Raw genomic sequence first — 21705 nt, forward strand, 5'->3', positions numbered from 1 at the left:
TTGTAACCGCGACGGTGGAGTGCGGTTCCGCTGCAAGGCGGAGATCGGTCCCGTCCCAGCGCAACGCGGTCCTTCCGAGATCACTCGGACGGACGTACCGGGGAAACGCCACGACATCGCCCCGGTCGCCGTCGAGATCAGTCTCCGAGCGCCGCCGCGGCCGTGGCCGCGCCGACGATGCCCGCGTCGTTCTTCAACGTCGCGGCCACGATCGGCGTGCGGACGTCCAGCAGCGGGAGCCACTTGTGCGCCTTCTTGCTGACCCCGCCGCCCGCGATGAACAGGTCCGGCCAGAGGAACTTCTCCAGGCCCTGGACGTAGCGGCTCACCCGCGGCGCCCACTCCGGGTAGCTGAGGTCCAGGTCGTCCTTCACCGAGGCGGCGGCCTGCTTCTCCGCGTCGTGCCCGTCGACCTCGATGTGCCCGAACTCGGTGTTCGGGACCAGCTTGCCGTCCAGGAACATCGCGCTGCCGATGCCGGTGCCGAAGGTCAGCACGACCACCAGCCCGTTCCGGCCCGCCCCTGCGCCCGAGCGCATCTCGGCGAGGCCGGCGGCGTCGGCGTCGTTGAGCACGACCACCTGATCGCGCGACTTGCCGAGCCGTTCCGCGAACAGCGCCTGCGCGTCGGTGCCGATCCAGCTCTTGTCGATGTTCGCCGCCGAATGGGCGACACCCTCCTTGATCACGCTGGGCAGGGTGACGCCGACCGGACCGGACCAGCCGAACTTCTCGACGATCTCCGCGACCGCGTCGGCCACCGCGTCCGGTGTCGAGGGGTGGGGGGTGGGGATTCGCATGCGTTCTTCGGCCAGCACACCACCGTCGATGTCCACCGGACACCCCTTGATGCCGGACCCGCCGATATCCACGCCGAAACCGCGGGCAGTGCCCATGCCCGATCCTTCCTATTCGATTCAGAACGAGGTGTGCAGACCTTATCCGCGCTGTGCTGCGATGTGAACGTGGGATTGACAGCTGACATGGACAACGAAACCCTCCGCGCCGTCGCGACGCAGGTCGCGGGCGAGGCGGCCGAGCTGGCGAGCACGATTCGTGACGAATCGGTGATCGGCGGTGCGGTGCGGACCAAGAGCACGGAGACCGATGTCGTCACCGAGGCCGACCGGGCGGCCGAGCGGCTCGTGCGGGACCGGCTCGCCGAGCTGCGCCCCGGCGAATCGGTGCTCGGCGAGGAGGAAGGCGGCGCGGGAGCGCTGGACGGGCTGCGCTGGGTCGTGGACCCGATCGACGGAACCGTGAACTACCTCTACGGCTACCCCTGGTACGCCGTGTCGCTGGCCGCGCAGGTCGACGGCCGGTCCATCGCCGGGGCCGTGGTGGAGCCGGTTTCGGGCCGGGTGTGGAGCGCGGCCGAGGGCGGTGGTGCGTTCTGCGGCGAGGAGCGGCTGCGCGCCTCCGCTGCTGACCGGCTCGACCTGGCCCTGGTGGGCACCGGGTTCGCCTACGACGTCGAGCGGCGCCGCGGGCAGGCCGCGGCGACCGGCAGGCTGCTGGGGCGGGTGCGCGACATCCGGCGTTCGGGCGCGGCCTCGCTGGACCTGTGCGCGGTCGCGGCGGGATGGCTCGACGCCTACTACGAGGTCGGGTTGAAGCGGTGGGACTGGGCGGCCGGAGCGCTCATCGCGCAGGAGGCCGGTGCGCTGCTGCGGTTGCCCGCGGCCGGGACGTCCGACGGGCTCGGTGACGAGGCGATGGTCTGCGCGGCGCCGGGCGTCGCCGACCGGCTGACCGCGGTGCTGCGCGAAGTGGGGGCGTTCGAGGTGTGAACGCCACGATGCCCGCCTGCCGTCCGGGGCGGCAGGCGGGCATCGCCGCGTTCGGGGAGCCGGTGCCGGCTCAGCAGGCCACGTCGCGGGCGGCTTCCAGCAGCTCCTCGTCGATCTGCGGCGCCCGGACCTCCTGCTCGGCGGCGCCCTGCGGCTCCCGGTTCTTCAGCTCCTGCAGGATCTGCCGGGCCTCCGGCTTGTTCCGGATGTCCCGGAAGTCCTTGCCCAGCGCCAGGTCCAGCGTGTCGCCGTTGCGGTCGTCGCGCACCAGCTGCGCGCACGGGACCATCAGGCTCAGCGTGCGGGCCGCGCTCGCCCCGGCCGCGCCGAAGCGGATCTGGCCGTGGCAGTCGAGGTCGTAGTTCGGGTAGACCGGGTCGTTGTCCGGCTCACCGCCGGGCGCGAACCCGTAGTTCGTCAGCTCCTGGCTGATGAGACCGGCCTGGTTGGCCTCGCCGTTGCCGTTGAGCACCCGCACCTTCACGTCGTGGGCCGGGATGGGGTTGGTGCGGTCCAGCGCGTCGCGGGGCAGCATCTGGCCCAGCGCGGGCGGTTCCTGCTGCGGATCGGCGTCGGGTTCGGGCGGCGCGGTTGGCGCGCCCGGGACGGTGCACCGGGTGGCGGTCTCGACGTCCTCGGTGGTCTCGAAGACCCGGGTCCACATCAGACCGGACAGGACGACCAGCAGCCCCAGCACGAGCAGAGCTGGCAGCGGTCGCCGTCGCCGGTATCGGGGGCCTTGGGCGCCCCAGCGTGAAGTCGCGGCTGACACGTCCTGCCACTCTCCTCTTGCCGTCATCGGATCGGACGTTGCGCGATCAGCCTAGGCGTTGGCGGTCGGTTCCGCGTCGCCGGACAGGCCGTCGTGTCGCACTCGTTGCGTCTGCTGAAGCAGACGTTCGGGTGATCTTGTCGGATGCCTCGGTGCAGTGCACACCACACATATGGGTGACCTCATGCGTCTGCGGTTCGAGGATGGGCTACCCTCTCGGCGCCTCGGGCAGTGACGGGGAGCGAGAGCGGCTCGTTTCAGGGGGAACTTGGGGCGCAGCAGGCGAGATCACCGTCACGCATGCCTCCGGGCACAAATGAGAGCCCTGGAACGTTTACCAGCGGCACACCATTGCAGTCTCCACTATCGCAGGGGTGAATCACGATGGCGACCGACTACGACGCTCCGCGCCGCAGCGAGTCCGAGGAAATGACGGAAGACTCGTTGGAGGAGCTCAAGGCGCGGCGCAACGAAGCGCAATCCGGCGTCGTCGACGCCGATGAATCGGAGATCGCGGAGAACTTCGAGTTGCCGGGAGCCGATCTGTCCGGTGAGGAGATGACCGTCAAGGTCCTGCCCAAGCAGGCCGACGAGTTCACCTGCTCCAGCTGCTTCCTGGTGCACCACCGCAGCAGGCTGGCCGAGGAGCGCAACGGCGGCCTGATCTGCCGCGACTGCGCTGCCTGAGCAGTACCGGACGGGGTCCGCAGGCGGGGTGGCCTGCGGTGACGCCCGGACGGGCCTGGTGGCGAGGGCGACCTGGAGGGGCGTTCTCGCGGTCGGGCCACGGCTGTCCGGGCGCAGCACGACCCGGCGGCTTCGGACCGGTGGGCCACCGGTCCGGGGCGGGCTGATCGGCTGCGGCGAGTCGGCGGACGCGGCGAATGGGAACGGCGAAGACCGAACACGGACCTGGGCTCACGAGTGGTCGTGCGCCCAGGTTTGTTGTTTCCGGTGGCCGACGGCCGGAGTGGCGCGGTGTGCTCCGCGGATCCGCTCAACTCCGCAATGCGGCGGCCAATTGCTCCGGACGGCGGGAACTCACCACCCAGTAGGGGGTGGGGTCGTCTTCGTCGTCGAGCCAGATCCGCACCGATGCGGGTGCCCAGGGACGGTGCACCACGAATGCGGCCGGATCGAGTTCCGGGCCCAGCGCGCGCCGCTTCTCCGCGGCGGGCACCACCTCGGCGTCCTCGATGAAGCGCAGCGGCACGTGCGCGTCGCCGACCCACAGCTCCCCGCGGGTGACCTCGATCTTCGTCCGGCCGAGCCACAGCGGGACCGCCACCGCGATCGGCAGCAGCAGCACGTACGGCAGCCACGCCCGGATCCCCGGATAGCCCATGTGCACCTCGGCGGCCAGCAGGCCCGCCATCACCAGCGGCAACGGCCAGGTCCACCAGGCCGCGTACAGCCGTTCCCGGTAGGTCCGCGACTCGCCGACGTTCCCCTGACCGGGGGCGTCCGCGGCGGGGCTGGTTGCTTCTGCGCTCTCCGACACGCCTCCAGGGTAGTCTCGCCGCCCGTGCCGAACGTGAAGGTCCTGCTGACCCGTCTCGACCCCGAAGTGCCGATCCCGTCGTACGCCCGGCCCGGTGATGCCGGCGCCGATCTGGTGACGACCAGCGACCTCGTGCTGCGCCCCGGCGAGCGAGCGCTCGTCGGCACCGGCGTCTCGCTCGCGTTACCCGAGGGGTACGCCGGGTTCGTGCATCCCCGTTCCGGGCTGGCCGCGCGCGCCGGGTTGGGGGTGGTGAACTCCCCGGGCACGATCGATTCCGGGTACCGCGGTGAGATCAAGGTCTGCTTGATCAATCATGATCGTGCTGAGACCTTGTCGCTGCGGCGCGGCGACCGCATCGCCCAGCTGGTCGTGCAGCGCGTGGAGTGCGCGGTGTTCGAAGAGGTCGAGGCGCTGCCCGAATCGCAGCGGGGGACCGGTGGCCACGGATCCACCGGCGGGCACGAGGTGCTGACGGGACCGGCGTCCGCCGGTTCCGAGCACAGGACGGAGGTCTGAGGGGATGTTCGGATTGGGCCGTCGCGGGCGGGACTCGCGGCAGGACGAGGGCGTGCCGGCGGAGAGCGCGGAGGCCGCCGGGTCGGAGTCGGGCCTGGGGCCCTACGACCTCGGTGAGCTGCCCGCGGGCGACGAGGTCGAGAGGCTGGACCTGGGTTCGGTGCGGCTGCCGGTACCGGAGGGCAGCCAGCTGCAGGTCGAGGTGGACCCGGCGGGCCCGGTGCGCGCGGTGCACCTGGTGACCCGGGTGGGCCGGTTGACCATCAGCGCGTTCGCCGCGCCGCGCAGCGCCGAGCTGTGGCCGGAGGTCCGCGCCGAGCTGACCGCGCAGCTGCGCCGGGACGGCGCCACGGTCCACGAGGAGGACGGCGAGTGGGGCCGCGAGCTGGTCGGCGACTCGCCGCGCGCCGCACTGCGGTTCGTCGGCGTCGACGGCCCGCGCTGGATGGTCCGCGGGGTGGCCGCCGGGCCGGCGGAGACCGCGGAGGCCTGCTCGAAGCTGCTGTACACGGTGCTCGACGAGACCGTGGTGGTCCGCGGTGAGGACCCGCTGCCGGTGCGCACGCCGCTGCCGATCGAGCTGCCCGAATCCATCGCGCGGCACATCCAGCAGGCGCAGAACGGCGAGCAGCAGCAGGCCTGATCCCGAAGTTGATCACGCTTTCGGGTGATCGACTTCGTTTTGGCGCCAGGGTGGCGACGCGCGGCTGAGCGCGGGCTACGCTGGTGTTCGGAGCGCGCAGCAGTGCCCCGAGAAGTCATCGGAAGACCCGGTGGCCCGCCGTTCCGACGGGCTTCCGCCGATCGTGTTCAGTCCCAGGCGTACGTGGAGCGCTAGCGATGAGCAACACCGGGGGCGGCTACTGGCGCCGCTTCATGCGTCGGTTGACCAGCGACGTCGCCGAGCTCGACGCCGACGACCTCTCCGAGCGCGCGCAGGCGGACGGGGCGCAGCGCGCCTGCGACTGCCGGTGCGGCCAGGAGGCCGTGGTGCTGGGCAGGCTGCGCAGCGTGGACATGTCGCCGAAGAACTCCGCTCCGACGCTGGAAGCCGAACTGTTCGACGGCACCGAAGGCGTGACGCTGGTGTGGCTGGGGAGGCGCCGGATCACCGGCATCGAACCGGGCCGCACCATCAAGGCCCGCGGCCGGATCGCGGTCCGGGACGGCTGCAAGGTGCTGTACAACCCCTACTACGAGTTGCAGAACACCGCATGAGCGAACGCGAGACACCGGCGGCCGACCACCAGCGGCCCGCCGCCGAGCCCGAGACCGGGCAGGTGCCACCGGGCGCCGCGGACGACGCCGCGACCCCGCTGTCCGAAAAGACCCTGCTGGAGCAGATGGGCGGGGTCTCCGGCCTCGCCTACTCGGCCGTGCCGATCGTGGTGTTCGTGCTGGTGAACGCGTTCACCGGGATGATGCCCGCGATCTGGTCGGCGATCGGCCTGGCGGTGGCGATCGCGGTGTGGCGCCTGGTGCGCAAGGAACCGCTGCAGCCCGCGATCTCCGGGGTGCTGGGCGTGGCCGTGTGCTCGTTCATCGCCTACCGCTCCGGGGACGCCAAGGGCTTCTTCCTGCTGGGCATCTGGACCAGCCTGGTGTACGGCGGCGTGTTCCTGCTGTCGGTGCTGGCGCGCTGGCCGCTGGTGGGCGTGGCCTGGTCGGCGCTGAACTCGCTGGGCTTCGGCTGGCGCAAGCAGCGGGCGGCGCTGCGCGCCTACGACATCGCCACGCTCGCGTGGGTGGTCGTGTTCGCCGCCAAGTACGTGGTGCAGCAGTGGCTGTACAACGCGGACGAGACCGCGTGGCTCGGGTTCGCGCGGATCGCGATGGGCTACCCGCTGACGGTGCTGGCGCTGCTGGTGACCGTGTGGGCCGTTCGCCGCGCCTCGAAGATCGCGCAGGAGGCCGCGGACCGCGAGCAGGCCGAGCGCGACGCCGCCGACCGGGCCGCCTACGCCCGCCACACCCTGCCCGAAGGCGAGAACTGAGCTCCTCCCGCCTCCGCTCGCCGCGGGGACGGGTGAACCTCCCGTCCTCGTCGCGGGATCGTCGGCTCCGCCGCACGGGGGCGCCGTCCCCGCGAGGGCGGCGCTGAAGCACCCGCGGGGCCCTGCTGCCCAGATGGTGGCTGGCTCCCCGCCTGCGGGAGCAGGGGGACTCCGCTACCAGTCGCTCAGCGGCCGTGGACCGCTTCGCGGATCTGCGGCTCCACCTCGGCCGCCGCCACGAACAGCAGCTCGTCGCCGGCCTCCACCGGGTCGTCCTGCTGCGGGACGATGACCCGGCCGCCGCGCAGGATCGTCACCAGCGCCGCGTCCGGCGGCAGCGCCAGGTCCCGCACCCGGCGGCCCGCGAGCGAGGTGTCCTGGGGCAGGGTGATCTCCACGAGGTTCGCCTGGCCCTGCCGCAGCGTCATCAGCCGCACCAGGTCGCCCACGTTGACGGCCTCCTCGACCATGGCGGCGAGCATCCGCGGCGTGGACACGGCCACGTCGACGCCCCAGGAGGTGGTGAACAGCCACTCGTTGCGCGGGTCGTTGACCCGGGCGACGACGCGGCGCACCGCGAACTCGGTCTTCGCCAGCAGCGAGACCACCAGGTTCACCTTGTCGTCGCCGGTGGCCGCGATGACCACGTCGCAGGACTGCAACCCGGCCTCCTCCAGCGAGGCGAGTTCGCAGGCGTCGGCGAGGACCCACTCCACGTCGGGGAGGGTCTTCGGCCGGTAGTTCTCGGTGCCGCGCTCGATGAGCATGACCTGGTGGCCGCCGTCGAGCAGCTCACCGGCGATGGAGTGGCCGACGGCCCCGGCGCCGGCGATCGCGATGCGCATCACTCGGTCTCCTCTGGTGCGCGCAGCGCCGCCGCGGTGACGTCGGTGACGGTGCCGGACAGCGCGGCGACGTAGACGTCGTCGTCGGCTTGGATGACGGTCTTGCGGTCGGGCAGCACGCCGCCGCCGAAGCGCATCACGAACGCCACCCGGGCGCCGGTGGTGTCCTCCAGCTCGACGACGCGCCTGCCGACCCAGTCCTCGTGCAGCGGCAGCTGCAGCACGGCGACGGCGCCGGACGGTTCGCGCCAGGCGGTCGCGACCCCTTCGGGCAGCAGCATCCGCAGGAACCGGTCGGTGGTCCACGGGACGGTGGCCACGGTGGGGATGCCGAGCCGCTCGTACACGGCGGCGCGCTTCGGGTCGTAGATGCGGGCGACGACGTGCTCCACGCCGAACGTCTCGCGCGCCACCCGGGCAGCGATGATGTTCGAGTTGTCGCCGTTGGAGACGGCGGCGAACGCCGCGGCGGATTCGATGCCCGCTTCGGTCAGCACGTCCCGGTCGAATCCGTTGCCGGTGACCTGGCGGCCGGTGAAGTCCTTGCCGAGCCGGTGGAACGCGCCCTCGTCCTTGTCCACCACGGCGACGGTGTGGTCGAGCCGTTGCAGGGCGGCGGCGAGGGATGCCCCCACCCGGCCGCAGCCCAGGATCACGACGTGCACGGCCTTGTCTCCTCATCACGGGCGGTCGGCGGCACGGCGGCCGACCGCCGCGCCAGCGTGACGGTACCCGGCGAGGCGGCTGCGCGGCTGCCGCACGCTCGCCGGCGGGGAACCGCCGCTCTCAGCGTGTGCACGGTAGCCGAGGCCGACGGCGCCGGTCACGCGGCCGGGGGCGGGGAGACCTGCGCCACGGGCGGGCCCGGCGGCGCGCGCGAGCGGAGCACTTACGCTCATGCCCGTGTCCAAGCTCGCGACCGCGACGAAACGCCTGCTGGTAGGGCGTCCGTTCCGCAGTGACCGGTTGTCGCACACGCTGTTGCCGAAACGGCTGGCGCTGCCCGTGTTCGCCTCCGACGCCATGTCCTCGGTGGCGTACGCACCGGAGGAGATCTTCCTGGTGCTGTCCGTGGCGGGCCTGTCCGCCTACGCGTGGACGCCGTGGGTGGGAGCGCTGGTCGCGCTGGTGATGCTCACCGTGGTGGCCAGCTACCGGCAGAACGTGCGGGCCTACCCGTCCGGCGGTGGCGACTACGAGGTCGCGACCGTGAACCTCGGCAGGCACGCCGGGTTGACGGTGGCCAGCGCGCTGCTCGTCGACTACGTGCTGACCGTCGCGGTGTCGATCTCCTCGGCGGCGGCGAACGTCGGCGCGCTGATCCCGTTCGTGGCCACCCACAAGGAGTGGTTCGCGGTCGCGGCGATCGTGGTGCTCACCGCGATCAACCTGCGCGGCCTGCGCGAATCCGGCGGCTTCCTGGCCGTGCCGGTGTACGCGTTCCTGCTCGGCGTGCTCGGGATGATCGTGTTCGGCCTGTTCCGGGCCGTGGTGCTGGACCAGCCGATGCGCGCGGAGAGCGCGGGCGTCGAGGTCATGCCGGACGAGAACCAGCTGGCCGGGCTCGCGTTCGTGTTCCTGGTGATGCGCGCGTTCTCGCAGGGCGCGGCCGCGCTGACCGGGGTGGAGGCGATCAGCAACGGCGTTCCCGCGTTCCAGAAGCCGAAGTCGCGCAACGCGGCGACGACGCTGCTGATGATGGGCGCCATCTCGGTGGCGATGCTGATGGGCCTGATCTGGCTCGCGCAGCTCACCGGGGTGCGGCTCGCGGAGAACCCGGCGGCGCAGATCACCTCGGCGCCGCCCGGCTACGTGCAGCACACGATGGTGGCGCAGATCGCGGGCGCGGTGTTCGACGTGTTCCCGCCCGGTGCGTTCTTCGTGACGGCGGCGACCGCGATCATCCTGGTGCTGGCGGCGAACACCGCGTTCAACGGGTTCCCGGTGCTCGGATCGATCCTCGCCCAGGATCGCTACCTGCCGCGCCAGTTCCACACCCGGGGCGACCGGCTGGCGTTCTCCAACGGGATCCTGTTCCTCGCCGCGTTCGCGGTGGTGCTGGTGCTGGCCTTCGACGCCGAGGTCACCCGGCTGGTGCAGCTGTACGTGGTGGGCGTGTTCGTGTCGTTCACGGTGAGCCAGACCGGCATGGTGCGGCACTGGAACCGGCTGCTGCGCAAGGAGCAGGACCAGGCGGCGCGGCGCCGGATGCGGCGTTCCCAGGCGATCAACGCGTTCGGGCTGGTGCTGACCGGATCGGTGCTGGTGATCGTGCTGGTGACGAAGTTCGCGAAGGGCGCGTGGATCGCGCTGGCGGCGATGGGCGCGATCTACCTGCTGATGACGGCGATCCGCAGGCACTACGACTCGGTGCAGGAGGAGCTGGCGGAGTACGACGCCGAGCCCGCGGTGCTGCCGTCGCGCAACTACGCCCTGGTGCTCGTCTCGCAGCTGCACCTGCCGACGCTGCGCGCGCTGGCCTACGCGCGCGCCACCCGCCCCGACACGCTCGAAGCGGTCACCGTGAACGTCGACGACGCCGGGACCAGGAAGCTCACCGCCATCTGGGAGTCGAAGGACATGCCGGTGCCGCTGAAGGTCATCGAGTCCCCGTACCGTGAGGTGACCCGGCCGCTGATCGAGTACGTGAAGCGGATCCGCCGCAACAGCCCCCGTGACGTGGTCACGGTGTTCATCCCGGAGTACGTGGTGGGGCGCTGGTGGGAGCAGGTGCTGCACAACCAGAGCGCGTTGCGGCTCAAAGGCAGGTTGCTGTTCGAGCCGGGGGTGATGGTGACGAGCGTGCCGTGGCAGCTCGCGTCGTCGACCCGGGCGAAGCAGCGCGCCAAGACCCGGGTGATGCCGGGCGCGTTGCGCCGCGGTTTGGGCGAATCGAAGGGGACTGAACGTCGGTGACCGAGAAGTTGGATTGGACCGGCAGGCGCCTGAAGCTGGACGTGGGGCCGGTCGCGCACGGCGGCCACTGCGTGGCCAGGCACGAGGGGCGCGTCGTGTTCGTGCGCCACGCGCTGCCCGGCGAGGTGGTGCTGGCCGAGGTCACCGACGACCCGGGCAAGGGCTTCTGCCGGGCGGACGCCGTCGAGGTGTTCACCGCCGCGGAGGGGCGCGTCGCGCCGCCGTGCCCGCTGGCCGACATGGCGCTGGGCCACGACCGCTGCGGCGGCTGCGACTGGCAGCACGCCGACCACGGCACGCAGCGGGAGCTGAAGGCGGCGGTGCTGCACGAGCAGTTGCAGCGCCTCGCCGGGCTGGACCGGTCCGTCGAGGTGCAGGAGCTGCCCGGCGGGCCGTTGCGCTGGCGCACCCGGGTGCGGCTGGCCGTGGACCGGGTCGGGCGGCCCGGGTTCCACCCGCACCGCAGCCACCGGGTGCTGCCGGTACAGGACTGCCCGATCACGGTGCGCGGTGCGCTGGACGGGCTCACCGACCGGGAGTGGCCGCAGGGCGCCGAGCTGGAGGTCGCGGCCGACGCGGACTCCGCGGTGCACCTGACGCTGCGCGAACGCGCCCCGCAGCGCCGCCGCGGCAAGCGCGGTGCCGTCGTGAGCACGCCGGTGCACGGTTCCGCCACGGCGCGGGAGCAGGCCGCCGGCCGCTCCTGGGACGTGTCCGCGGACGGCTTCTGGCAGGTGCACCCGGCGGCCGCCGACACCTTCGCGCGGGCCGTCGCCCGGATGGCGCAGGTTCCGGCGGGCGGGGTGGCCTGGGACCTCTACGGCGGGGTGGGGCTGTTCGCCTCGGTGCTCGCCGAGCAGGCCGGGCCCGCCGGGGACGTGCTGCTGGTGGAGTCCTCGCGGCGCGCCACCGAGGACGCCGTGGCGAACCTCCGCGACCTGCCGCAGGTGTCGTTCCGGGCGGGCACCGTGGAGGAGGTGCTGGCCGACGAGGAGCTGCCCGCACCGAACGTGGTGGTGCTGGACCCGCCGCGCAAGGGCGCCGGGCGCCGCATCGTCGAGGCCGTGTGCGCGGCGGGGCCGGAGCGCGTGGTCCACGTGGCCTGCGATCCGGCGGCGCTGGCGCGGGACGTGAGCCTGTTCGCCGAGCAGGGCTACCGGCTCGCGGACCTGGAGGCGTTCGACGCGTTCCCGATGACTCATCACATGGAGTGCATAGCCCTCCTGACCCGCGGCTGATGCCTGTCTCGCTGTCTTCTGCTGCGTAGGGCTGGGGCGGCGGAACCTCAGCGGGATTCTCGCTGCGGGATCTTTTTCCCTAGTGGCTCGGCCACGAGGAAAAAAGCTGTCCTCGCGAGAATCCCGCTGAGAACCCGCGGGTGGTCCTGTTGCGTGCGTGGGCGCTGCTCATCGGCTTCGCCGCTGACAGGACAGGGCTATGACGCGGCCGGCTTCCCGGGCCGGGTGGTCGTCCGCCTCGAACGTGCGACGTGTGCGGTGAGTGGTCGCGTTGGTCGGAACGGGTGGTGCTGGTCCGCTCGACTGGAGGAAATCCCGCTGCGCAAGCCGTTCCCAGTTGTCGCCGGGTGTTCGTTGTGGCCGGTGAGACCGGTGCGGGCGTCGCCTTGACCGGTGATCCGGCCTCCCCGGTGGCGTGCGTACCTTGTCCGGAGCGGGTGGTCGTGCTCCGTAGACTGGTCGCGGTTCCCCGAGGGTGAGCCCGGCCGTCGCGAGGCGCCCCGCCCCGGTGGTGAAGGCATGTGATGCGGGATGACGAACGAGGTGGAGCGGTGACGCTGCTGGAATCCGTGCAAGGTCCGGCCGACCTGAAACGCCTGGAGCACGGTGAGCTGGTGGAGCTGGCCGCTGAGATCCGCTCCTTCCTGATCGAGAAGGTGTCCCGCACCGGCGGGCACCTCGGCCCGAACCTGGGCGCCGTGGAGCTGACCTTGGCGGTGCACCGGGTGTTCGACTCACCGCGGGACGCGGTGGTCTTCGACACCGGGCACCAGGCGTACGTGCACAAGATCGTGACCGGTCGTCAGGAGGGCTTCGACCGGCTGCGCAAGCGGGACGGCCTGTCCGGCTACCCGTCGCGCGCCGAGAGCGAGCACGACCTGGTGGAGAACTCGCACGCCTCCACCTCGCTGTCCTACGCGGACGGGCTGGCCCGGTCGTTCCAGCTCACCGGCGGCGGCAGGCACGCGGTGGCGATCGTCGGCGACGGCGCGCTCACCGGCGGCATGTGCTGGGAGGCGCTGAACAACATCGCCGCCGACCAGGAGCGCCCGCTGGTCATCATCGTCAACGACAACGGCCGCTCCTACGCGCCCACCATCGGCGGGTTCGCCGAGCACCTCTCGGCGCTGCGGCTCAACCCGGGCTATGAGAAGGCGCTGGAGCGCGGCCGCAGCACGCTGCGCAACCTGCCAGTGGTCGGCAGGCCGCTCTACACCGGCCTGCACGCCGCGAAGTCCGGGCTCAAGGACGCGTTCAGCCCGCAGGTGATGTTCTCCGACCTCGGCATCAAGTACCTCGGCCCGGTCGACGGGCACGACATGAAGGCCATGGAGCAGGCGCTGGCGATGGCGCGCTCCTTCGGCGGCCCGGTGATCGTGCACGCCGTCACCCGCAAGGGCAACGGCTTCGCCCCGGCGGAGAACCACGAGGCCGACCAGATGCACCAGGTGAAGGTGATCAACCCGGAGACCGGGCTGCCGACCTCGCCGACGCCGAAGAGCTGGACGAACGTGTTCTCCGACGAGCTGGTGCGCATCGGTGGCGAGCGCTCCGACGTGGTGGCGATGACCGCCGCGATGCTCGGGCCGACCGGCCTGGACAAGTTCGCGAAGGCCTATCCGGACCGCTGCTTCGACGTGGGCATCGCCGAGCAGCACGCGATGACCTCCGCCGCGGGCATGGCGATGGGCGGGCTGCACCCGGTGTTCGCGGTGTACTCGACGTTCCTGAACCGCGCGTTCGACCAGCTGCTGATGGACGTGGCGCTGCACCGCCAGCCGGTGACGGTGACCTTGGACCGCTCCGGCATCACCGGTGACGACGGTGCCAGCCACAACGGCATGTGGGACATGTCGATCCTCGGCCTGATCCCGGGCATCCGGGTGGCGGCGCCGCGCGACGCGGTGACGCTGCGGGAGGAGCTGCGCGAGGCCGTCGCCGTCGACGACGGTCCGACGGTGGTGCGGTTTTCCAAGGGCTCGGTCATCGAGGAGGTCCCGGCGCTGGAGCGCGTCGGCGGCGTCGACGTGCTGCACCGGCCGGACGGGGGCGAGCGCAGCGACGTGCTGCTGGCCGTCGTCGGCGCGTTCGGCGAGACCGCGGTGGCCGCGGCGCGGCGCCTGGCCGCGCAGGGCATCGGCGTCACCGTCGTCGACCCGCGCTGGGTGACGCCGGTGCCGCAGCAGGTCGTGACCATGGCCGCCGAGCACGAGCTGGTCGTCACCCTGGAGGACGGCGGCAGGCACGGCGGATTCGGCTGGGCGCTGGCGGCCGCGCTGCGCGACGCCGGGGTGGACGTGCCGCTGCGCGACCTGGCGGTGCCCAACGAGTTCCTGCAGCACGCCTCCCGCGAGCAGGTGCTGGCCGACCTGGGCCTCACCGAGCAGGACGTGGCGCGCCGCGTCACCGAGTGGGTCGCGGACCGGCTCCGCGACCAGCAGCAGGTCGCCGAGCTGGACGGTCCGGCCCGCCGCGAGGCCTGAGCAGCACGACCGGCGGCCCCGCCACCCGCGTGGTGGCGGGGCCGCCGTGCGCCCGCTGGTGATCCCCGCCCGCGCCGGTTGTGGCACGGTGAACCGGTGCGAATCCTTGTCGTGGAAGACGAGCAGCCGCTGGCCGACGCCGTCGCCCGCGGGCTGCGCAGGGAAGGCATGGCCGTGGACGTCGCCTACGACGGCGAGAGCGGCCAGGAGAAGGCGTCGATCACCCGGTACGACGTGATCGTGCTGGACCGGGACCTGCCGGTGATGTCCGGGGACGAGCTGTGCCGCGAGGTCGTGTCCTCCGGCGAGCTCACCCGGGTGCTGATGCTGACCGCCAGCGGCACCGTGCAGGACCGGGTGGACGGCCTGTCGCTCGGCGCCGACGACTACCTGGCGAAGCCGTTCGCGTTCCCGGAGCTGATCGCGCGGGTGCGGGCGCTGGGCAGGCGCGCGACTCCGGCGGTGCCGCCGCTGCTGACCGCGCGCGGCTTGGAGCTGGACCCGGCGCGGCGGGTGGTGCGGCGCGACGGCTCGGAGGTGGAGCTGACCCGCAAGGAGTTCGGCGTGCTGGAGGTGCTGCTGGCGGCCGGCGGCGCGGTGGTCAGCTCGGAGGAGCTGCTGGAGCGGGTGTGGGACGAGCACGCCGACCCGTTCACCACGACCGTGCGGGTCACGATGATGACCTTGCGCAAGAAGCTCGGCGAGCCCGCGGTCATCGACACCGTCGTCGGCTCCGGCTACCGGGTGCCGTCGGCGGGCCGCGCCGAGCACACCGGGGCGTGAGCGTGGGCCGTCCGGCGGTGCCACCCGGCTTGCGCCCGCTGATCCGGCGCGGTCCCGGGCTGCGCGCGCGGTTGACGCTGCTCGCCACCGGACTGGTGGCCGCGGTGAGCGCCCTGCTGCTGTGGCTGGGCTGGCTGCTGGTGGGCAACGTCGTCGCGGGCGTGCCGCGCCTTCCACCCGGTGGCCTGGTCCGGGTCGGCGAGGCGCTGGTGCCCGCCGAGCAGCTCGGGGCCGCGCTGCGCGCCTCCGCCCGCCACCAGGTGCTCACCGCCGGTGGCGTCGCGTTCGTGGCGGTGGTGCTGGCGGCGGCGGTGCTGGCGTGGACGGTGACCGGCCGGGTGCTGCGCCCGCTGCAGGAGGTGACGGATTCGGCGCGGCGGCTGTCCGCGGAGTCGCTGGACGAGCGGATCGCGCTGGGCGGTCCGCGCGACGAGGTAGCGGAGCTGGCCGACACCTTCGACGCGATGCTCGACCGGTTGCAGGCCGCGTTCGACTCGCAGCGCCGCTTCGTCGCCAACGCCAGCCACGAGCTGCGCACCCCGCTGGCGGTGATCCGCACCGAGCTGGACGTGACGTTGAGCGACCCGGACGCCGACGCCGAGGAGCTGCGCCGGATGGCGGAGGTGCTGCGCGAGGCCGCGGCCAGGGCGGAACGGCTGGTGGAGGCGTTGCTGCTGCTGGCCCGCACCGACGGCGCGGAGCTGGCCGAGCGGGAGCGGGTGGACCTCCACGAGGTCGCGGTCCGAGCCCGGCGCGGCGTCGAGGCGGAGGCGCAGGCGCGGTCGGTGCGGATCACCTGCCACGGCGAGCCGGTGTTCGTGCTGGGCGATCCGGCGTTGCTGGAACGGATCGCGGAGAACCTGCTGGAGAACGCCGTGCGCCACAACGTCGACGGTGGCTGGGTCGAGGTCGTGACGACGATCGCCGGGCGTTCGGCGCTGCTGCGGGTGTCGTCTTCGGGCCCGCTGATCGACCCCGATCAGGTGGACGCCCTCTTCGCCCCGTTCCGTCGAGCGGGCGTGCAGCGCACGGCCCGCACCGGCGCGGGCCTGGGCCTGTCCATCGTCCGCGCCGCCGTCACCGCCCACGGCGGTCGTGTGACGGCCCGGTCCGTCCCGAACGGCGGCCTCGACGTGTGTGTGGAACTGCCGGTCGATGTATGACCTGTAGTAGCTAACCGGCAGGCCTTCCGCGCTCGCGGACGCCGACAGTCGTTGGTCGTAGGTGACGAAAGCAGTCAACTGAGCGCCGAAGACAGCGCGGGCTGTGGCGAGGTTACGGCGTTCCGAACCGGAGCTGCTCGGCTCGGTCCCCGCCGTCCTGTGCCGGATATCGACGTACGACATCGACGACGTGGTTCGGGCCACCGCGGCCGCATACCAAGACATGTCGTTGCGTTCGCTCGATGCCGTTCAAGCAAGTCCCGGACGCTGACAGCGGCCAGGTGCCGGCGATTTCGACCACCGTGACGTGGAGATCGCGCAACGGGCGTACCCGGGAAGGCTCATCGTGCTCAACCAGAGTGGTGGTCGGGAAGTGCATCCCGCGCGCGGAACGCCTGGTGCGCCACCTGCGCCGTTGTGGTGACCGAACGGCCGGCTCCCACGGAACAGGGGCCGGGACGACAGGTCGTCCCGGCCCCGTCACGAGAACCTGATCAGGCGGGCACCGAGGCCACGCCCTTCGGCAGGAACCGCGTGCCGTTGACCTGCTCGGCGATGCCGGAGCGGTCCAGGTAGGCGGTGATGCCGCCCAGCCAGAACGGCCAGCCCGCGCCGAGCAGCATGCACAGGTCGATGTCCTGCGCCTCGGCGACGACGCCCTCGTCCAGCATCAGCCGGATCTCCTGGGCCAGCGCCTGCAGCGCCCGGTCCCGCACCTGCTCGGAGGTCGACGGGTTCGAGCCCTGCTCCCACAGCGCGACGACCTCGGGGTCGACGACCTGGCCGCCCTGCTCGTCCTGCTGCCACACGGCCGTCTTGCCGGCCTCGACGAACCGCTGCAGGTTCTCGCTGATGCCGAACCGGTCCGGGTACGCCGCGTGCATCGTCTCGTTGACGTGCTGCGCGACGGCCGGGCCGACGAGCTGCAGCAGCACCAGCGGACTCATCGGCAGGCCCAGCGGGGTCAGCGCGCGGTCGGCGACGTCGAAGGGGGTGCCTTCGTCCACGGCGGCGATGATCTCGCCCATGAAGCGGGTCAGCAGCCGGTTCACCACGAACGCCGGGGCGTCCTTGACCAGCACGCTGGACTTCTTGAGCTGCTTGCTGACCGAGAACGCGGTGGCCAGCGAGGCGTCGTCGGTCTTCTCGCCGCGCACGATCTCCAGCAGCGGCAGCACCGCGACCGGGTTGAAGAAGTGGAAGCCCACGACCCGCTCGGGGTTGGTCAGCTTCGACGCCATCTCGGTGATCGACAGCGAGGAGGTGTTGGTGGCCAGGATCGCCTCGGGGGAGACGTGCTGCTCCAGCTCGGCGAACACCTCCTGCTTGACCGTCATCTCCTCGAAGACGGCTTCGATGACGAAGTCGGCGTCGGCGAACGCGGCCTTGTCCAGCGACCCGGTGACCAGCGCCTTGAGCCGGTTCGCGCCGTCGGGGGAGAGCCTGCCCTTGCCGAGCAGCTTGTCGATCTCGCCGTGGATGTAGCCGACGCCGCGGTCGATGCGTTCCTGGTCGACGTCGGTGATGACCACCGGCACCTTGAGGCGGCGCACGAACAGCAGCGCCAGCTGACCGGCCATCAGCCCGGCGCCGACGACGCCGACCTTCTTGACCTCGCGGGCCAGCGACTTGTCCGGCGCACCGGCAGGCCGCTTGACGCGCTTCTGAGTGAGGTCGAAGGAGTACAGGCCGGCGCGCAGCTCGTCGGACATGAGCGCGTCGGCGAGCGCCTCGGTCTCGGCCGCGTACCCGGCGTCGAGGTCGTTGCCGCGGGCCAGTTCGAGCAGCTCGACGGCCTTGGTGACCGCGGGCGAGGCGCCCTGGGTGCGGGCGGTGACGATGCCCTTCGCGCGTGCGATCGCGTCGTCCCAGGCCTGGCCGCGGTCGATCTCGGCGCGCTGCACGGTCTGCTCGCCGCCGACCACGCGCACCGCCCAGCGGATCGACTCCTCCAGGAAGTCGGCGCTCTCCAGCTGCGCGTCGAAGATGCCCAGTCCGGTGGCCTTCTTCGCGTTGAGCATCTTGTTCTGGTTCAGCGCGTTCTCGATGATCACGCTGACCGCGGCGTCCGCGCCGATCAGGTTCGGCAGCAGCTGGGTGCCGCCCCAGCCGGGGAACAGGCCGAGGAAGCACTCGGGGAACGCGATCGCGTTCACGCTCTCCGAGACGGTCCGGTAGTGGCAGGACAGCGCCAGCTCCAGGCCGCCGCCCAGCGCCGCGCCGTTGACGAACGCGAAGGTGGGGATGGTCGACTCGGTGAGCCTGCGGAACACGTCGTGCCCGGTCTGCGCGACCTGGTGGGCGTGCTGCCGCTCGGCGATCTGGGTGACGCCGGAGAGGTCGGCCCCGACGGCGAACACGAACGGCTTGCCGGTGACCGCGATCGCGGCGGGCTCGGCGGCGAACGCCTCGTCCAGCGCGGCGTTCAGCGCGGTGAGCCCGCCGGGGCCGAACGTGGACGGCCGGGTGTGGTCGTGGCCGTTGTCGATGGTGATCAGCGCGAGCTCGCCGCCGAGCCCGGGCACGTTCAGCAGCCTGGTGTGCGCCTGGGTGACGACCTCGTCCGGGAACAGCGCTGCGAAGTCGGTCTGCGTGCTCACTTCGCGCCCCCTGCGGTGTCGAAGTTCGGGTTCTCCCAGATGACCGTGCCGCCCATGCCGAAGCCGATGCACATGGTGGTCAGGCCGTAACGCACCTCGGGGTGCTCGGCGAAGTGCCGGGACAGCTGCGTCATCAGCCGCACCCCGGAGGAGGCGAGCGGGTGGCCGCAGGCGATGGCGCCGCCCCACGGGTTGACCCGCTGGTCGTCGTCGGCGATGCCGAAGTGCTCCAGGAAGGCCAGCACCTGCACCGCGAACGCCTCGTTGATCTCGAACAACCCGATGTCGGAGATGTCGAGCCCGGCGCGCTTGAGGGCCTTCTCGGTGGCCGGGATCGGGCCGACGCCCATGACCTCCGGTTCGACGCCGGCGAAGGCGTAGCCGACGAGCTTCATGCCGACGGGCAGGCCCAGCTCGCGGGCGGTCTCGGCGTCGGCGAGCACGCAGCCGGTGGCGCCGTCGTTGAGCCCGGCGGCGTTGCCCGGGGTGACCCGGCCGTGCGGGCGGAACGGGGTCTTGAGCCCGGCCAGCGCCTCGGTCGTGGTGCCGGGGCGCGGCGGCTCGTCGGCGGTGGCGAGGCCCCAGCCCTGCTCGGCGGAGCGGGTGGAGACCGGCACCAGGTCGGCGGCGATCTTGCCGGCGAGCTGCGCGGCCTCGTAGCGCTGCTGGCTCAGCGCCGCGTAGGCGTCGGTGCGCTCCTTGGTGAGGCTCGGGTAGCGGTCGTGCACGTTCTCCGCGGTGGAGCCCATGATCAGCGCGGAGGGGTCGACGACGCTGTCGGCGACGTAGCGCGGGTTCGGGTCGACGCCCTCGCCCATCGGGTGGTTGCCCATGTGCTCGACGCCGCCTGCGATGGCGATGTCGTAGGCGCCGAAGCCGATGCCGCCCGCGATGCTGGTCACCGCGGTCATCGCGCCGGCGCACATGCGGTCGATGGCGAAGCCGGGCACGGACTGCGGCAGGCCCGCCAGCAGCGAGGCGCTGCGGCCGATGGTCAGCCCTTGGTCGCCGATCTGGGTGGTGGCGGCGATGGCGACCTCGTCGATGCGCTCCGGCGGCAGCTCGGGGTGGCGCCGCAGCAGTTCGCGGATGACCTTGACGACCAGGTCGTCGGCGCGGGTCTCGGCGTAGATCCCCTTCTTGCCTGCCTTGCCGAACGGCGTGCGGACGCCGTCGACGAAGACCACGTCCCGTACGGCACGTGCGCTGCGCGGGTCGGCTGGTGCCGACGCGGGTGCGACCACGGCGTGCTCCTCACTGTGTGGGTCCTGCGTTGTGCGGGTTCCGGACCGGCCCCGGCGGCGTTCGTCCGGGAGTGGGCGCCGGCCCCGCCGCTACTGGTCGGTAACAGTCACTCTAGCGCTTATTACCCACCGGTAACCACCGGGTGCGGGGCGGTGCGCCCATGTCTGTTCGCTCACAGCCCCACCTGCGGGTTCGGCCGCCGGGAGATCGCGCGGCCAGCCTACGCACCCCGCTGCCGCGCGCTCGGTGACGACGAGGCGGCGGAGATCGGCCGCACCGGTTCGCGGCGGTCCCGGCAGCGACCCGCGGCAGAGCGCGCACGCGTTTCGCCGCCCACCTCGGCGGCTCGGACCGTCCGCCGCCCACCTCGACGGCTCGTGCCCACCTCGACGGCTCGTGCCCACCTCGACGCCTCGTGCCCAGCTCGGCGGCTCGGACCGCGTCCGGTCGCCGCACGTCTTCGCCGTCGACGGATCGGGCCGTGGAGTCCCGCGACCGGAGCTCGTCCGGGGAGGAGGAACGCGGGCTTCCACGGCACCGGCGTCCGACGGCTCATCGGCGTGCTGCGCCGCCGATCCCGCGGCCGATCGGGCCGCCGCCCCCGCGCACCGGGAGCGGCGGCGGCCCGAACGCGCCAGGACTACTTGCCCGGTTCCGCCTGCAGCGCGGTGCTCAACGGCGTCGCGGTCAGCCCGATCTGCCACTCCCGGGCGCCTCGTTCGCGCAGCCGGTTCGCGACCGACTCGACCCCGAGGTCCTCCGGCGGCGTCCAGCACAGCCGCCGCAGCAGGTCCGGGAGCAGCAGGTTCTCCACCGGCAGCCCGTGCTCCTCGGCGATGGCCGACATGGCCGACTTGGCCGCGGACAGCCGCGCGGCGGCCGCCGGGTCGCGGTCCGCCCACCGGTTCGGCGACGGCGGTCCGTCCTGCGGCGGCGAGACCACCGGCAGCTCGTCCTGGGGGAGTTCGCGGGCCGCGCGCAGCGCGCCCAGCCACGTCGAGGCGCGGCGGCGCTGCTGCCTGCCGCCGAACACCGGCAGCGCGGTCAGCTCGGCTTCGGTTCCGGGGCCGCTCTGCGCGGCCTGCACCACGGCGGAGTCCGGCAGGATCCGGCCCGGTGCGATGTCCCGCTCCGCGGCGATGCGGTCGCGCACCGTCCACAGCGAGCGGACGGCGGCGAGCTGGCGGGCGTTGCGGATCCGGTGGATCCCGGAGGTGCGGCGCCACGGTTCGGCGCGCGGGCGGGGCGGCTCGGCGGTGCGCACCGCCTCGAACTCCTCCCACGCCCATTCGAGCTTGCCCTGCCGGGTCAGCTCGTCGTGCATCGCGGCGCGCAGGTCGATCAGCAGTTCCACGTCCAGCGCGGCGTACACCAGCCAATCGGCGGGCAACGGCCGGCGCGACCAGTCGGCGGCGCTGTGGCCCTTCTCCAACCGGTAGCCGAGCATGCGCTCGACGAGGGTGCCCAGCGAGACCCGGTCGAACCCGGCCAGGCGCCCGGCTAGTTCGGTGTCGAACAGCCGTTGCGGATGCAGGTCAAGCTCGGACAGGCAAGGCAGGTCTTGGGACGCGGCGTGCAACACCCATTCGGTGTCGGCCAGCGCCGCTTTCAGGGGTTCCAGGGCACCGTTCAGCGCGACCGGATCGACCAGCACCGTCCCCGCGCCTTCTCGGCGCAGTTGCACCAGGTAGGCACGTTGGGAGTACCGGTATCCGGACGCGCGTTCGGTGTCCACCGCGACCGGACCGCTCCCCGCGGGCCGGGGGGGGGCGGGGGGGGGCCGCGCGGGGGGGGGGGGCCCCCCCCGCGGGGCGCCGGGCGCCGGGGCGGGGGGGGGCCCCCGGGCCGGGGGGGGG

The 21705-nt window shown here is 72.4% G+C and carries 19 protein-coding genes; 11 read left to right on the forward strand and 8 right to left on the reverse strand.

The features are described 5' to 3' along the window. Nucleotides 1-137: 137 nt before the first annotated feature. Nucleotides 138-896 carry a polyphosphate--glucose phosphotransferase gene (ppgK, locus tag LCD33_RS04560; protein ID WP_224955406.1) on the reverse strand — a complete coding sequence of 253 codons (759 nt, stop codon included), beginning with the start codon at nucleotides 894-896 and terminating at the stop codon, nucleotides 138-140. An 87-nt stretch (nucleotides 897-983) separates the two neighbouring features. On the opposite strand from ppgK, the gene LCD33_RS04565 reads away from it, so the two are divergent. Then, the gene (locus LCD33_RS04565) at nucleotides 984-1790 is read left to right on the forward strand and encodes an inositol monophosphatase family protein (protein ID WP_224977544.1); all 807 of its coding nucleotides are present in this window, start codon (nucleotides 984-986) and stop codon (nucleotides 1788-1790) included. Between the two features lie 70 nt (nucleotides 1791-1860). Here LCD33_RS04565 and cei read toward each other — a convergent pair whose 3' ends face one another. Further along, complete coding sequence (gene cei / locus LCD33_RS04570) at nucleotides 1861-2589, reverse strand: envelope integrity protein Cei (protein WP_224955408.1); 729 nt, start codon at nucleotides 2587-2589, stop codon at nucleotides 1861-1863. A gap of 357 nt (nucleotides 2590-2946) precedes the next feature. Here cei and LCD33_RS04575 point away from each other — a divergent pair, with 357 nt between their 5' ends. Beyond that, nucleotides 2947-3249: a DUF4193 domain-containing protein gene (locus LCD33_RS04575; protein WP_224955409.1), complete on the forward strand. Its 303-nt coding sequence runs from the start codon at nucleotides 2947-2949 to the stop codon at nucleotides 3247-3249. A gap of 310 nt (nucleotides 3250-3559) precedes the next feature. On the opposite strand, the gene LCD33_RS04580 is transcribed toward LCD33_RS04575, so the two are convergent. After that, on the reverse strand, nucleotides 3560-4063 hold the full coding sequence (locus tag LCD33_RS04580) for a DUF3093 domain-containing protein (protein ID WP_224955410.1): 504 nt from the start codon (nucleotides 4061-4063) through the stop codon (nucleotides 3560-3562). A 24-nt stretch (nucleotides 4064-4087) separates the two neighbouring features. On the opposite strand from LCD33_RS04580, the gene dut reads away from it, so the two are divergent. The 4 genes from dut to LCD33_RS04600 all read left to right on the forward strand — a co-directional run bounded on the left by dut (nucleotide 4088) and on the right by LCD33_RS04600 (nucleotide 6576). Beyond that, on the forward strand, nucleotides 4088-4582 hold the full coding sequence (gene dut, locus LCD33_RS04585; RefSeq protein ID WP_224955411.1) for a dUTP diphosphatase: 495 nt from the start codon (nucleotides 4088-4090) through the stop codon (nucleotides 4580-4582). A 4-nt stretch (nucleotides 4583-4586) separates the two neighbouring features. Continuing rightward, nucleotides 4587-5225, forward strand: coding sequence for a DUF3710 domain-containing protein (locus LCD33_RS04590; RefSeq protein ID WP_224955412.1), 639 nt, complete (start codon nucleotides 4587-4589; stop codon nucleotides 5223-5225). 197 nt (nucleotides 5226-5422) lie between these two features. After that, nucleotides 5423-5800, forward strand: a complete 378-nt coding sequence (locus tag LCD33_RS04595; protein ID WP_224955413.1) for an OB-fold nucleic acid binding domain-containing protein — start codon at nucleotides 5423-5425, stop codon at nucleotides 5798-5800. Continuing rightward, the gene (locus LCD33_RS04600) at nucleotides 5797-6576 is read left to right on the forward strand and encodes a DUF3159 domain-containing protein (protein ID WP_373689967.1); all 780 of its coding nucleotides are present in this window, start codon (nucleotides 5797-5799) and stop codon (nucleotides 6574-6576) included. Before LCD33_RS04595 ends, LCD33_RS04600 begins: the two co-directional genes overlap by 4 nt. A gap of 185 nt (nucleotides 6577-6761) precedes the next feature. Here LCD33_RS04600 and LCD33_RS04605 read toward each other — a convergent pair whose 3' ends face one another. Continuing rightward, the gene (locus LCD33_RS04605; RefSeq protein WP_224966436.1) at nucleotides 6762-7421 is read right to left on the reverse strand and encodes a TrkA family potassium uptake protein; all 660 of its coding nucleotides are present in this window, start codon (nucleotides 7419-7421) and stop codon (nucleotides 6762-6764) included. Continuing rightward, nucleotides 7421-8086: a TrkA family potassium uptake protein gene (locus LCD33_RS04610; RefSeq protein ID WP_224955415.1), complete on the reverse strand. Its 666-nt coding sequence runs from the start codon at nucleotides 8084-8086 to the stop codon at nucleotides 7421-7423. The genes LCD33_RS04605 and LCD33_RS04610 overlap by 1 nt, the downstream gene beginning before the upstream one ends. Before the next feature lie 238 nt (nucleotides 8087-8324). Between LCD33_RS04610 and LCD33_RS04615 the strand changes: the two genes are divergently transcribed. The 5 genes from LCD33_RS04615 (at nucleotide 8325) to LCD33_RS04635 (ending at nucleotide 16004) form a co-directional block, all read left to right on the forward strand. Continuing rightward, entirely contained in the window at nucleotides 8325-10337 is a 2013-nt protein-coding gene (locus tag LCD33_RS04615; protein ID WP_224955416.1) for an APC family permease, read from the forward strand. Further along, nucleotides 10334-11575, forward strand: a complete 1242-nt coding sequence (locus tag LCD33_RS04620; RefSeq protein WP_224977545.1) for a class I SAM-dependent RNA methyltransferase — start codon at nucleotides 10334-10336, stop codon at nucleotides 11573-11575. The genes LCD33_RS04615 and LCD33_RS04620 overlap by 4 nt, the downstream gene beginning before the upstream one ends. Before the next feature lie 551 nt (nucleotides 11576-12126). After that, nucleotides 12127-14058: a 1-deoxy-D-xylulose-5-phosphate synthase gene (gene dxs / locus LCD33_RS04625; protein ID WP_224955418.1), complete on the forward strand. Its 1932-nt coding sequence runs from the start codon at nucleotides 12127-12129 to the stop codon at nucleotides 14056-14058. Between the two features lie 96 nt (nucleotides 14059-14154). Further along, nucleotides 14155-14841, forward strand: coding sequence for a response regulator transcription factor (locus LCD33_RS04630; RefSeq protein WP_224955420.1), 687 nt, complete (start codon nucleotides 14155-14157; stop codon nucleotides 14839-14841). A gap of 2 nt (nucleotides 14842-14843) precedes the next feature. Further along, the gene (locus tag LCD33_RS04635; RefSeq protein ID WP_224966439.1) at nucleotides 14844-16004 is read left to right on the forward strand and encodes a cell wall metabolism sensor histidine kinase WalK; all 1161 of its coding nucleotides are present in this window, start codon (nucleotides 14844-14846) and stop codon (nucleotides 16002-16004) included. A gap of 494 nt (nucleotides 16005-16498) precedes the next feature. On the opposite strand, the gene LCD33_RS04640 is transcribed toward LCD33_RS04635, so the two are convergent. The 3 genes from LCD33_RS04640 to LCD33_RS04650 form a co-directional block, all read right to left on the reverse strand. Beyond that, nucleotides 16499-18604 (reverse strand): 3-hydroxyacyl-CoA dehydrogenase NAD-binding domain-containing protein, encoded by a 2106-nt coding sequence (locus tag LCD33_RS04640; protein WP_224966438.1) that lies wholly within the window; start codon nucleotides 18602-18604, stop codon nucleotides 16499-16501. After that, nucleotides 18601-19848, reverse strand: a complete 1248-nt coding sequence (locus tag LCD33_RS04645; protein WP_224955422.1) for a thiolase family protein — start codon at nucleotides 19846-19848, stop codon at nucleotides 18601-18603. Before LCD33_RS04645 ends, LCD33_RS04640 begins: the two co-directional genes overlap by 4 nt. 641 nt (nucleotides 19849-20489) lie before the next feature. Then, the coding region (locus LCD33_RS04650; RefSeq protein ID WP_374228413.1) for an HRDC domain-containing protein at nucleotides 20490-21705 on the reverse strand (1216 nt) is incomplete at its 5' end.

The organism is Saccharopolyspora sp. 7B (genome assembly GCF_020177435.1).
Taxonomy (GTDB): Bacteria; Actinomycetota; Actinomycetes; order Mycobacteriales; family Pseudonocardiaceae; genus Saccharopolyspora_C; species Saccharopolyspora_C gregorii.

Bases quoted from the DNA above. Each gene is read 5' to 3' on its own strand.
- LCD33_RS04595 (WP_224955413.1), top strand. From the start codon at position 5,423: ATGAGCAACACCGGGGGCGGCTACTGGCGCCGCTTCATGCGTCGGTTG.
- LCD33_RS04605 (WP_224966436.1), bottom strand. From the start codon at position 7,421: ATGCGCATCGCGATCGCCGGCGCCGGGGCCGTCGGCCACTCCATCGCC.
- LCD33_RS04590 (WP_224955412.1), top strand. From the start codon at position 4,587: ATGTTCGGATTGGGCCGTCGCGGGCGGGACTCGCGGCAGGACGAGGGC.
- cei (WP_224955408.1), bottom strand. From the start codon at position 2,589: ATGACGGCAAGAGGAGAGTGGCAGGACGTGTCAGCCGCGACTTCACGC.
- LCD33_RS04565 (WP_224977544.1), top strand. From the start codon at position 984: ATGGACAACGAAACCCTCCGCGCCGTCGCGACGCAGGTCGCGGGCGAG.
- ppgK (WP_224955406.1), bottom strand. From the start codon at position 896: ATGGGCACTGCCCGCGGTTTCGGCGTGGATATCGGCGGGTCCGGCATC.
- LCD33_RS04575 (WP_224955409.1), top strand. From the start codon at position 2,947: ATGGCGACCGACTACGACGCTCCGCGCCGCAGCGAGTCCGAGGAAATG.
- LCD33_RS04600 (WP_373689967.1), top strand. From the start codon at position 5,797: ATGAGCGAACGCGAGACACCGGCGGCCGACCACCAGCGGCCCGCCGCC.